Raw genomic sequence first — 12,405 nt, 5'->3', positions numbered from 1 at the left:
GTTGACTTTCCTATTTATTGAGAGTGCCTATGACTTCAATTCCTACACACTTACAAGATGCAAAAACACTGCTATCAGAAAATGGTTTCGCGACGGGGGATACTTGGTATCACGGTACATCTTCAGCCTTACTTGCTTCAATCCAAGGTCAAGGGCTAAAACGCTCTGGCGATAAATCACTCACCGAAGCCGCCTTAAAAACCATGGCGACTATTGGAAACGACTACACAGAATCCGTTCAACCTATCTTTCTTACTCAGAGTAAAGAACTCGCGTATTACTGGGCTCAGCAAACGGTTCGAGAACGCACGGTTCGTTTTGCAGGCACAGAACTCCCTGTCGTTTTAGCAGTGAACCTACCAGAAAAACAACGTCAAAAAGTAAGGCCTGACGTTGGTGCAATGAGCCTACTAATGATGAGTGCTGGAGAGCAGTTCATGGAACACTTGGCTCAGATCTATCAAGAGAACAACATTGAAGGCCCAAACATAGAACTACGTAATGCCGATCGTATGGACTACCTCAACAAACTTGGGATGGCATACATTGATGAAGACATAAGTCGCGCTTGCGTGAAAGAGTTATCGGAACCCGAACTGGCTAACTAATATAGCTAGCTAATAACAGCTAACTATTAACTACTAGCTAGTTAATAGTTAATAACGTTTAAACCGCTCCTACTGACATTAAAAATGGCTCCGTTGAGAGCCATTTTTTTAACCACTTGTTGAGCTGTGCAACCCAACTTAACAGCCGAATTTGTTAAACTTGTTTATTGGCACAAACGGCCTTGTTGCGCGACTTCCATCATCTCGATATCACCTTGTAACGAACGATAGACGATAGTATTCCATACCTCACCATTATCCATTTCAAACTCAATAGCATAGTTCAAGCCAGCAACGACCTGAGTACGAACACTCAGAATTTGTTTGAGCTCAGCTGCAGTGTTCATTTGACCAAGAACTGCGTCTAAAGCTTGCTCTGCCTGAGGCGTGATATCACTTTTCGACCAACCACCGGTAAGGTTTTGAGTGCTACAGATTGGATTCGTATTCTCTTGTGATTGGTTCATAGCTTCTCCCTTCTGACTGCACCCAGCCAAAACCACAACGCCTACCAAAGTAACCAGTAATGTTTTTTTCATAAACCCTCTCTAATAGGTCAAGCCTCTAGTAACAAGCAATTACTCGCAACAATGTTTCATATGCTGTCAAGATTAAACCTCAAATGTCATCACTTCATCAGAAATTACGGTGTACCAAACCCATAATCACAGAGCAGTGTCAAAAAACAAAGCCGGACATTTATGCCCGACTTTTTGTTCTGCTATTGAGCTTATATTTAGACCATTTAGGTAGGGGGACGTTTTCGTCATTTCTAGTTGGGCTGATGCCCTTTTATTAATACTATTGACTTAATGCGTCTTATTGGTGCTCTCTACTTAGTGAACGTACACCAACATCTCAACATCATCCCCTTCTAAGTCTGCGCTGAGTAAGAAATGCAAATAACCCACCTCGCTCACCGGAATTTGCAGATATTCATTACTACCTGTGTAGTTCGACGTATACTCGTATTTCCCTGCGGTTGGCCAATATGAGCGACTAGCAAACAGATCGACATTACCGGTATCTGATTGAGTCGCTTTTTTATCCGTTAACCACACTCGCACCTCCTGCACACCTTCAGGAACATACACTGCAGCATAGCGGCGTTGATGAACAGTAATTATTTGTGGCTGACCTGACTCGAAGATTATTGGTGTTAAATCATCTTGTTCTTGGGCTGGTGGTGGTAGCGTTTCTGTTTCTAACGATGCCAACAGTTTCACGTCATTGAAATCGGTGCGCCCTGCTATACTCATGTAGTAACGACCTGTTTGGATGTAACCCGACGCTTCTGGCTCAAACGTCACAACTTCATTACTGCCGTTACCGTATTGGCTGAACTCGAAATCATAATAATGCGCCTCTTTGTTGTAACTCATATAAAGGTCTGCATCACTTTGACCCAGAGCACTACCTTCAATCGAAACCTCAAAATGCGTGGTGTTCTCTGGTACATCGACGTAGAACAACTGCTCACTGTACGCCTCGCCGCTCAACACCACACCTTGGTTTGCTGCAAGCACTATGGCTTGGTCTGTTGGATTTGTAGGATCAGTCGGTTCTGTGGGATCAGTCGGCTTTGTTGGTTCACTTGAAACAGTGTCTAGCCAACGCTCAAACTCACCATTGTATTGCAGCCCAAGCACTTTCACTTGTTGTGCCCATTCTGAAAATTTGCCAGCACGAGACAGTGCCAATAAGCTTTGTACCTCTTGAGGATGTTCTTCTATCATAAAGCGCACCGCCAAGTAGCCCCATCGGTAGATACGGTTAGAATCATGGGAGTAAGTGGTCGCAAGCACATCCGACAAACTCATCTTCCCGCTACGAATCAAACCAACAGCGGCATCGTAACCTTGCTTGTAATGCATGAACTCAGCAAAACCTTCTAGCCACCACACAACGTAACCATGTGCCAAGTTGTCGTTAAACGACCCGTATTGGTTAAAGCGCGCATCGAGATAGTGAGTGTACTCATGCTCCAAATTGAGAATTGAAAGGTCATCGCCGTTAGCGTAACGGTAAGCTACAAAGCGAGCGACGTTACCCACTTCTGATGGGTTTCCTTCTAAGTACTGACCACCGTTGTCTGTGGTGTTTCCAAACAAGAATGCAGAGTAATCAGTGTAGCTACCTTTACTGCCAAACACCGCGACTTCAACTCGCTCGTTATTATCGTCGGCGACAGGTTGTTGACCTGTGTTCGCTATTTGATGGAAGTCCGCCTCTTTCCCCGCGAGTACATCACACGCTTCTTGTGATTGTGCTTGCGTTAAATCTTGAGAACGAATAATCGCAGGTCCTTGGCACTCATGACGATTGGGAAGTACACGCATTGATAAATCACGCTTTGCTTGCTCTAAATCCAATCCATTCAAGCCGTCTGGCGCGTAATACCCCATCATCTCAACCGCCGCTAACCAAAGCTTGTCATGCTCACTACCAAGTGGGTTTTGTACCATCACTTGCTGCATAAAACGCAGCGCTTTGTCTTTCGTTGATTTATCTGGGCTTGCCAGCAAACGACCGGTTTCACGCACGGCGTTATAAACAAGGAAGCTCGCATCAGTATCTAAAGCCCACGTGTTATCACGAGCGAATACCGCCAACGTATCGATGTGCTGGGTATGGCTCGCCATGTAATCGTAGAAGTCATCTCTAGCTGCGTGCCCTGCCATTGCTCGAAACAGGTTGTTTAACCCGTCGACCCATTGTGAGTCTTGCGCCGTTTCTTGATTAAAGTGACGTAATGCCGCAAGTTGAGCATCCATTGTTAGTGGCAATTGCTTAACGTTATCGACCATTAACGTCAGGCTCTTCATTGCCCCGACTTGTTCGCGACCTTGGTCTAATGCATTTGTATTCGCAAGAAAAGCATTGGTCGATTGAGCAAAACGTTGACTCAAGGCTTTAGAGAAATCTTCAGCTTGCGCGTTATAGCGAACGTAATAAGCGGCACGAACAAACTCACCAAGGTTTTCGATTTTACGGGCTTGTTGTTCTTCCCCTCGATAGCCGGCAACTTCCAAGCTCAGCGCGATTTGAATGCGGCTAAGACTCGCTTCACTATAAATATTATTTAATGCATTTTCCGGTGCAGAGAACCAAGATCCATAGCACCTATTATTTGCAGCAGAGACAGAAAGAGCAAGATCAGCGGCCTGTTGAAGATCAATGACATCACATTGATGTTCGGCAAAAGAGAAGCTGGAAACACTGGCAAGGATGCAAGCGATCGCCAAACGATGACGCGGGAATAAACGGGTATGAGACATACTACACTCATTAGTTAATTATATATTTTGGCTCGCCGTTATATTCCTTGCGATTATCAAGGTGAATCTAGTTGCTTATGATTTATGAGATTGGTTCAAAAAATAGATATTTTTCATAATTTTATAAATTTAAAAGCTTATGCTCACCTGATTAGATCATATTAAAACTACAACTAACACATACAAACTGTTGATAGTAAGACAGTTTATTTTCATGTTAATTAAAACAGATATGATAAAGCTATATTGTTAAGGACGAGCACAAGTAGTAAACTTGCGCCCAATTGTGCAACATGTTTTATACAGTGCGAGCACAGGTAAAGTCACTATTACCCTGTTAGTGGCGTACCACATATCAATACTAAAATTAGTGCTCGTAAATCATGACTCGTGCAGACCAAATAATAACTATTATATAAACCTAGGCTAAGTTAACTCCATGAAATTAAAGTTGTCTTTAGACTCACTGTTGGCTAGCAGTCTGCCTATCGAAAAGAAACAGCGAACGCTGATCGAGATCATGCTCAACGCCTATCTGCCTCAAGAACGTACTGTGCTTTTCCAAACCATTACAGACTATCGCAGAAGCCAATTAGAATCGCTCTTCCCTAAACATCAAAACAAAAGCTTATCTGTATTATTTGAATTGATGAGCTACCGCGATCTCCTACAACGATATCCAAACACTTTGTCGATAGAAATGGCTTCGCTGGAAGCCATCGTTGGCCACTGTTATAAGCATTGGTTAGATTTTTGGTGTGAATGTGAAATTGCCTGGATAAAAGCAAAGGCACCCATCGATGTGAACGAGACACTTCATGTAGAACTACCTATCAAAGACAGTGCTTATTACGGTGCAATTATTGAACAGATAGAAGCTTCTTCACTTGTGGTACAAATACCCAGCCACCCTCAAGCCATGCCAATCTGTGATGCCATTGCTTTATGCAACCTTGAGGTTTTCATCAAAGGTGAGAAATGGTTTGAAATGTTACCTTTACTGCACCTATCACAAACAGGTAAACACTTTGTCTTACTCAAACATCCAACTGGTGAAGTACACACTACGCTGGTCTCATCTGCCTTAATTCAAGATTGGTCGAAGAATGAAACATGGCTAAGTTACGCGCCACCATTTAGCAATGAACAATGGCAATACTGTTTACCTAAGCAGGGTTACGATGATTTAGCAGGATTACAACTTTTCACACCACCAAAACTGCCGAAATGTCATTCTCTCGTAGAATTTGATAATCACTTCCAGTTACAATTGTCTGACAAAAACGCTGTGTGTGAAGTGTTGCGCTTGACAGTAAGTGGCAATACTCAACAAAAACTCTATTTTCTCTACCTTGCTCAGAAAGAATTGATGAATGCCTTACATCAAATAGAGTACAAAGTCGGCTTCACTATTATCGAGCAACCTTTCATGCTCCAATTTTATCAAGCTACCGATCCCAAAGCGTATTTCCATTCTGGATATTGCGAGTTGAATGACGACGGTACAACCATTTATCGTGGGTTCTGGAATTTCGAAGTAATGACCAAAGTATTCAATAACACCGATTTTCGTCGCTACAAGCGCACAGTGCGGGACAATAGAAAGCTCAGTTCTATAGAAAAAGTAAGCTCAGTAGATAAATCCAGTTCAGTAAAAAGAGATGAACATGTTTGATTTCGGCCTAGAGGCGATCGCTTATGCCAAAGCAATAACGCTCCTAATGACGGCAGCAATCGTCGTAATGTGGTTGCTCTACTATTGCTATCGCCTTAAACAAAAAAGAGAAGTAATCGCAGGCACGCATCATGTACCTTACATTGCTTATTCCGTCTGCATCATTGCTTGGATTGGTAGCAATGCTTATTTCCATACTGAGTTGTTACCGGAACTTGGCGCTTCGGCCGCTGTGTTTGCGGCAAAATTTGCCAACCTTGCATCTTTCTTTGCGTTTGCCTTCGCCTACTACTTCTCGTGTCAGCTCGCAGCCGAGCAACGCAATGGCAAAGTACACTTATGGCAACAAGCCATTTTCGTCAGCTCATCTGTCTATTCCCTGTTTATTAATTTAAGTCCAGGATTAACCGTTGAACACGTCGATATTACCGGCCCAAGCCAATTCGTTATTGAGTTTGGTCCTCATACGCCATACTTCTTTATCGGACTGGTGAGCTTTGTTGTCCTAACCTTAACCAACCTTGTCGCTATGCGAACCAATAGCAGCAAACTCATACTCGCCAAGACAAATTACATGATTGCGGGCATCTTAGTTTTCATGCTTTCAACTGCGACCATTCACCTTGGCATGACCTACTTCATGCGTGATTTCTCACTGACCTGGCTACCACCTGCTTTATCGATTAGTGAGATGATGTTCGTTGGTTATGCCCTGCTTACTTCACGCTTTTACAGTGTGAAATACCTCGCTTATATGAGTCTCAACGCGCTGTTAGTCTGCGCGATTCTAGTGATACCTTTCGGTGCAATCTTCATCCCACTGACCGATGACAATCAGTGGCTAGTAGCCATTCCTATCTGTGCGCTGATAGGCATTACTTGGCATGTACTCTACAAACGCGTGAGCCACTACGCCTCCCTCTTGGTTTACAGAAACAAGAAAACGCCAGTACAACAAATCCTTGCTTTGGAAGACGATTTCAAACTTTCGATTGATGATGCGATGCGTCGTTTAGGTAACCTGCTGCAGATACCAGAAGACAAACTGCGCCTCGTCAATAGCAACTACAACGAGACTTTTTACGAAGAGTACCTTTCAACCAATAAGTCCGTATTGTTATTCGATGAACTTTCTGAAGAACTCGATTACTCAGAGCCTACGAAAAGCTCTATCAAGGCGCTTTATGACAAAATGAGCTCGAATAACACCGCCTTGGTTATGCCTCTATTCGGCAAAGGCCAGTCTGTTTCGCACTTATTGATATCGTCACACAAGAATAACGACCAGATGTTCTCTAATGAAGAGATCCTAGCACTGCAAACCTTATTAACTCGTGTGCAAAGTACCATCGAAGCCGATCGTCGTATTCGCCAAAGCCGAGCACTAGCTAACTCGATTGCTCATGAAATGCGTAATCCTCTCGCTCAAGTACAATTACATTTTGAAGTGCTAAAGCAGCATATTGATAACCAAGCACCAGCTAAACAGATATTACTCGATATCGAGAATGGCCAAGCGGCTATTCAGCGTGGGCGTCAGCTGATTGATATCATCTTACGCGAAGTCAGTGACAGTTCTCCGGAGCACGGTCCCGTTACCATGACCTCTATTCACAAAGCGGTGGATCAGGCGGTAAGCCAATACGGTTTCGAGAATGAGAAGATTATTGAGCGAATTCGTTTACCACAACATGCTGATTTTGTAGTAAAACTCAATGAAACCTTGTTCAATTTTGTCATTTTCAACCTGATACGGAATGCGATCTATTACTTTGATTCTTATCCAGAAAGCCAAATAGAGATCAGCACTAAAGCCGGATCATACGAGAACGTTCTGATCTTCCGAGATACAGGCCCGGGCATTGACGAAACCATAGCTCACAAGATCTTTGATGACTTCTTCTCTTATCAAAAAAGTGGAGGTAGTGGACTAGGATTAGGTTATTGCCAACGCGTGATGCGTTCATTTGGCGGCAAAGTTGAATGCCACTCTAAACTTGGTGAGTTTACAGAATTCCACCTTTACTTCCCTGTGGTGCCAAATGCACCCAAAGCAGATGCGCTTCGTACGCCTTACTTCAATGATTGGAAAAGTAATCAAACCGCAACTGAAAACAAAACCAACGCCAAGGTTAAGCCAGATAACCAAGCGGAAACGCAACATTCAGAACCAACAAGTACAGTAACCCCAGAAAACCATTTGGCTCCAACCGTGCTTATCGTCGATGATAAAGAAGTACAACGCACGCTTGTTCAGATGTACCTGAGTCGACTTGGTGTAAATAGCTTACAAGCCAAAAACGGTGAGAACGCCGTTGAGCTGTTCAAAACACACAAGGTCGATTTGATCTTAATGGACGTACAAATGCCGATAATGAATGGTTTTGACGCAAGCCAAATCATCAAGGCACGCTCTCCTCAAACGCCAATCATTGCTTTGTCCGGCGAATCAGGACAGAACGAGTTAGATATGATCAGCCAGTTGATGGATGGTCGCCTAGAGAAACCAACCTCTTTGAATGCACTGCAACACGTGCTCGATAACTGGCTTGATAAAGGCTGGGCGTCAAATGCTTCCAAAGAAGCCGAAGGTGAAGAGTAGATGGCTAATGACTAATGGCTAACAAGTTAATCAACGACTGATAAAAAATCCCCTCAAGAAAGGTTCTTGAGGGGATTTTTATTTGGGGATATTTCAGGAATTAGAAGAAATACTAAAGCTCTTTAATCTCGATCTGACGCAGCGTTTCCATGTACTCCAAAGTTTCATCCACATCGACTGGCTCATATAAGTGCAACACTCCCGCCCAGCCTTCAGACACTTCAAAATCATAAGCTTCACCTGAGCCACAGTTAAATGTCACTGACACCGTGCCATCACCGTTATCACGCATGGACTCGCCCGACGCATAGAAATGCTCAGAATCAATCCAACCGTCCGCACCATAGGTTGTCAAAGAGTAATAACCACCACGCCCTACAAAGTCCAAGTTTGGTGTTGGAATCCTCCATTCTTGGCAGCTTATTGTCTATAGTGAAACAGAGCGACGTATTATTCCCATGCTCAAAGCTACTGGCCAATTCGCTTTCAAATGAATTTTCCTTTGTGCAGTTTCCTCACATGCCCAACATGCCAAATGGCGACATAGGCATGACTATCGGGCGTAAACATCGCAATCAACCGAAAATGCGCTGGTTGGAATCATGTATCGAAGAGGTATTCAGAGGCTAGGGCCTCTAAAAAGTAGAAAACAAAGCTCGCCCTTACTGGTGATTAGCCTCTGCCATCGCCGTTTCAATCAAATCCAGCAGCCATTTGTATTTAGCTGAATGTTGGTTTTTCTTATGAAGATAGGCGAACACCTCCATCTCCTCGGTTCCCTCTTCCAATCCCTCAATCGCGATTGAGCGCAATACACCTTTATGTTGTTCAATCACAGGAGGCATACAAGGGGCGATAATATTAGAGTGCTTGATCGTTTCAATTAACCCAACGATAGAAGTCGTCCGAAGCGCCATGTTAATCGATTTACCTTGGCTTATGACTTCCTCTTCCAATCGCGAGTGCTTGTTTTGGTCGAAGTAAGCGAGGTCAACATGAGCGAAAGGGAACGCCAACAAATCATCAATCGTTGCGATGGACGCCTTGAAAGGATGACCTTCTCTTACTGCCAGTACAAACTTTAAGGTCACGAGAGGTACGGCAATGATCTCAGCAGGCAAATTCTCAGCTTCGAAATGAATGACAAAATCAATCTCATCACTCTTAAGTCTTTCTAGGGAATTTTGGGAGCTAGTATGGCTTATCAGTCTTGAAAATGGACTTTCTACTGATAGCTGATGAAACAGTGCGGGAGTCAACCAAGGCAGAACATGAGGATTCGCATCAATTTTAAAATCTTCACTGAGGTCCACGGGATTAAACTGTTTTCCTTCTTCTATCGCCGTGACCAATCCATCCAATAACGGAAAAACGCGCCGATACAGGTCGTCCGAATAAGGCGTGGGTAAAAACTGCTGATGGGACAGCACAAACAATTCTTCACCTAAGGATTCTTTAAGTTTCTTGATGCTTTGGCTAACTGCAGGTGTCGAGACAAACAACTTCTCAGCCGCTTTTCTCAAGCTCTTTTCCTGATACACCACCACAAACACTTTCAATAAGTTCAGATCGACATTGTTCAGTTTCATGAGACACCATAAAGCATTACTTAACGAATGGTTAAGTTTATATGAATTAACTTAACAAAGTCCACTTTGTATAGTTATCCCACCTTCACGAAGTACACGGATGTAGTGAGATAACTCTATGAGGCAGCTATGTTATTACAACGTTCGATCCTTTCTCTAACCCCTCTTTTGTTGGCTAGCGGTGCTATCGCTGAAGAAACAGAAGTTCAAGATATGTCAGACCCATTGGCGGTCTACACACAAGCCGGCTTCGGCTACACCGACAAGGGCTTAAACCTAAAAGTTGGACAAACCTACGACACTGGTAGTGATACAACCATGGGCATGAATGTGTTCGAAATCAAAGGTATCGCTGGTGAGGCTATTGGTTGGAACGGTCGAGATGCAGACGACAGTATTGATTCCATCCGCTTTAGAAACTTTGGTGTAGACCTAACTAACGGCCGAGGCACTCAGGTTGATATGTCTTGGGATTTCGATAGCAACCAAGGCAGTGCGTCTTACAGCTTTATTCAAGCATTACCACAAATGGGCATGTTTAACTTCTACCCGCTTGCGGGTGTCGGTGTTGCTGCAGGTGAAGAATTGGTTGAAGGCACTGGAGGCAATCTCGACGCCGATCAGCTTCGCGACCGCTACAACATGCACGGTACTTTCTACGTCGCAGGTATGTACGCCAAGATGCAACTGACTGACAAGATTTGGCTGAACTATAACCCAATGTATTTAGGCACAATGTCGGGGTCTTCAACATTCAAAGATTTTGGCTTTGAGGGCAGTGATTCTGTACTCGCACATGAGTTTGCAGCGAGCTATCAGATCACTCCAAGAGCCAACGTTCGTTATTTCGCAAACTGGACTGAAAACACCAGTATCGAAGACGGTGATCACCGCATCGAATTTAACTATCAGTTTTAACTAAACATTTCTAACAAAGCAGTTTTAACTGAGCATTTCTAACGAACGGTTTCAAATTCAGCGAGAAGCTTCAAATAAAAAAAACAAGCTTCGAATTTTTGAGGACACAACATGAACATTTTATCTAAAGCAATAGCCGGCACTCTCACTTGCCCACTACGATCGACAGCGATGCTTGTTTCTGTAACGGCCTTGTTTTCAGCAACAGCGATTGCAGGAAACGATAACCCAACAGAAACTCTTCAAACACGCGCGGGAGACTTCACTTTCGAAACCGACTTTCTTCACGGTATTCCAACACAAGAAAGCTCAGCACAATTGTTTGAACTGATGGACTATCAGCGTGCGTCACAAGCTTACATTTGGTCGGTACCTTTAGTTTCAAACTACGCATGGAAACAAGCCTATGCTGATATGGGTGCTGAGGACGGCCAAATTACTTATGTTGAGTCTCACGAATCTAAGCTAGGAGGCTTAACTTACAACACCTCTACGCCTTACGCGATTACTTGGTTTAACGTAGAGAAAGAGCCCGTTGTTATAGAAATTCCCACAGATGAATTGCGCGGCGCAGTACACACCATGTGGCAAATTGGTATTTCTCAGATGACAGAGCCAGGCGTCTACGTGGTAAAAGCCAAAGGAGCAGAAACACCGAGTAATCTGCCAAAAGGCGCTAAGGTATTTGAATCGGATACCAACTACGTTTTCTTCGGTGTTCGCTTAATGGCAGAGTCAGATAAGCAACGTATGAAAGACTTAGAGGCTCTCAAAATTACAGACCTCAACGGTAAGCCACTGAGTGATAACGGCGTAAACTTCCCTGAGCGTGGTGAAGATGCCAAACACCCAAGAGGCATGGCATTTTGGAATACGCTGAATGAAGCCATTCAAGCTGAGCCGGTAGCAGAGCGTGATCGCATGATGCACGACATGCTACGCCCACTGGGTATTGAGAAAGACGAAGCATTTGCCCCATCAGCTCAGCAGCGTGACATTTTAGAGCAAGCTGTCGTCATGGGTGAAGCTATGGTTAAGAACATCGACTTCAACAAAACGGAACGCTTGCCACACGCAGCTTACGGTAATGAAGGTAATTCGTGGGAAATAGCAACCGCTTCGACTCCGAACCAAGATCGTGACTACGGTATGGATCTCGATGGACGTGCGGCTTGGTTTTATGAAGCGGTGACCAACGATATTGCCATGCACGGTTTTGAAAACGGCGGTTGGGGTCAGATCTACCTAGACAACTACCGTGATGACAATGCAAATGGGCTTAATGGCAGCAATCACTATACTTTGACGTTGGATGGCGATGTTAATTTCGCCGATTTGTTCTGGACGATCACTGTTTATAACGTTGAGAACCGCGCCATCATCGACAACGACATTGAGCGTGCCGATGTAGGTTCAAACATCGAAGGAACGGTCAAAGACGCACAAGGTAATTACACCTTCCACTTCTCGCCAACTAAACCAGCAGGTGTGAATGAGGCTAACTGGGTGCAAACCCGAGAAGACGAAAACTGGTTTGTTTACTTCCGTGCCTACTCACCAAGTAAAGCGTTTGTAACGCAGCAGCCAGAAACCTTATTGCCTAACTTCAAGCGTGTGAACTGATCATCAAAAGCGAGTCACATATGATCTGTTCACGCCACAAATAACTATCAGGCTTACAGATCAAAACAAAAGAGGAGCCTCAGGGTTCCTCTTTTTTACTTTGGCTAAATAG

The 12,405-nt window shown here is 44.0% G+C and carries 9 protein-coding genes; 5 read left to right on the top strand and 4 right to left on the bottom strand.

The genetic code is table 11. From position 1 onward, the window contains the following. Positions 1-29 precede the first annotated feature (29 nt). Complete coding sequence (locus SJY39_RS16645; RefSeq protein ID WP_010431336.1) at positions 30-608, top strand: hypothetical protein; 579 nt, start codon at positions 30-32, stop codon at positions 606-608. A 164-nt stretch (positions 609-772) separates the two neighbouring features. On the opposite strand, the gene SJY39_RS16640 is transcribed toward SJY39_RS16645, so the two are convergent. Further along, entirely contained in the window at positions 773-1,147 is a 375-nt protein-coding gene (locus tag SJY39_RS16640; protein WP_010431338.1) for a cystatin domain-containing protein, read from the bottom strand. A gap of 297 nt (positions 1,148-1,444) precedes the next feature. Further along, a complete protein-coding gene (locus tag SJY39_RS16635; protein ID WP_016792246.1) occupies positions 1,445-3,886 on the bottom strand; it encodes a M9 family metallopeptidase in 2,442 nt (813 codons plus the stop codon). Between the two features lie 439 nt (positions 3,887-4,325). Between SJY39_RS16635 and SJY39_RS16630 the strand changes: the two genes are divergently transcribed. After that, the gene (locus tag SJY39_RS16630; RefSeq protein ID WP_016767888.1) at positions 4,326-5,561 is read left to right on the top strand and encodes an acyl-homoserine-lactone synthase; all 1,236 of its coding nucleotides are present in this window, start codon (positions 4,326-4,328) and stop codon (positions 5,559-5,561) included. Next, on the top strand, positions 5,554-8,163 hold the full coding sequence (locus SJY39_RS16625) for a hybrid sensor histidine kinase/response regulator (RefSeq protein WP_010431345.1): 2,610 nt from the start codon (positions 5,554-5,556) through the stop codon (positions 8,161-8,163). Before SJY39_RS16630 ends, SJY39_RS16625 begins: the two co-directional genes overlap by 8 nt. 112 nt (positions 8,164-8,275) lie before the next feature. On the opposite strand, the gene SJY39_RS16620 is transcribed toward SJY39_RS16625, so the two are convergent. Both SJY39_RS16620 and SJY39_RS16615 read right to left on the bottom strand, forming a co-directional pair. Next, positions 8,276-8,551: a hypothetical protein gene (locus SJY39_RS16620; protein WP_010431347.1), complete on the bottom strand. Its 276-nt coding sequence runs from the start codon at positions 8,549-8,551 to the stop codon at positions 8,276-8,278. A gap of 274 nt (positions 8,552-8,825) precedes the next feature. After that, complete coding sequence (locus tag SJY39_RS16615; RefSeq protein WP_010431350.1) at positions 8,826-9,752, bottom strand: LysR family transcriptional regulator; 927 nt, start codon at positions 9,750-9,752, stop codon at positions 8,826-8,828. 129 nt (positions 9,753-9,881) lie between these two features. Here SJY39_RS16615 and SJY39_RS16610 point away from each other — a divergent pair, with 129 nt between their 5' ends. Next, a complete protein-coding gene (locus SJY39_RS16610) occupies positions 9,882-10,670 on the top strand; it encodes a hypothetical protein (protein ID WP_010431353.1) in 789 nt (262 codons plus the stop codon). A 111-nt stretch (positions 10,671-10,781) separates the two neighbouring features. Continuing rightward, a complete protein-coding gene (locus tag SJY39_RS16605; RefSeq protein ID WP_010431355.1) occupies positions 10,782-12,293 on the top strand; it encodes a DUF1214 domain-containing protein in 1,512 nt (503 codons plus the stop codon). Positions 12,294-12,405: the final 112 nt, after the last annotated feature.

Origin of the sequence: Vibrio sp. R78045, from assembly GCF_042466085.1 — a bacterium.
Classification (GTDB): Bacteria; Pseudomonadota; Gammaproteobacteria; order Enterobacterales; family Vibrionaceae; genus Vibrio; species Vibrio cyclitrophicus.
Note: the sequence above shows the minus strand (reverse complement) of the source record. Positions and strands in the feature narration are given on the sequence as shown.

What these genes read in the sequence shown, in the direction of transcription:
- SJY39_RS16610 (WP_010431353.1), top strand. Translation starts at nt 9,882, where the DNA reads ATGTTATTACAACGTTCGATCCTTTCTCTAACCCCTCTTTTGTTGGCT.
- SJY39_RS16605 (WP_010431355.1), top strand. Translation starts at nt 10,782, where the DNA reads ATGAACATTTTATCTAAAGCAATAGCCGGCACTCTCACTTGCCCACTA.
- SJY39_RS16630 (WP_016767888.1), top strand. Translation starts at nt 4,326, where the DNA reads ATGAAATTAAAGTTGTCTTTAGACTCACTGTTGGCTAGCAGTCTGCCT.
- SJY39_RS16640 (WP_010431338.1), bottom strand. Translation starts at nt 1,147, where the DNA reads ATGAAAAAAACATTACTGGTTACTTTGGTAGGCGTTGTGGTTTTGGCT.
- SJY39_RS16625 (WP_010431345.1), top strand. Translation starts at nt 5,554, where the DNA reads ATGTTTGATTTCGGCCTAGAGGCGATCGCTTATGCCAAAGCAATAACG.
- SJY39_RS16615 (WP_010431350.1), bottom strand. Translation starts at nt 9,752, where the DNA reads ATGAAACTGAACAATGTCGATCTGAACTTATTGAAAGTGTTTGTGGTG.
- SJY39_RS16635 (WP_016792246.1), bottom strand. Translation starts at nt 3,886, where the DNA reads ATGTCTCATACCCGTTTATTCCCGCGTCATCGTTTGGCGATCGCTTGC.
- SJY39_RS16645 (WP_010431336.1), top strand. Translation starts at nt 30, where the DNA reads ATGACTTCAATTCCTACACACTTACAAGATGCAAAAACACTGCTATCA.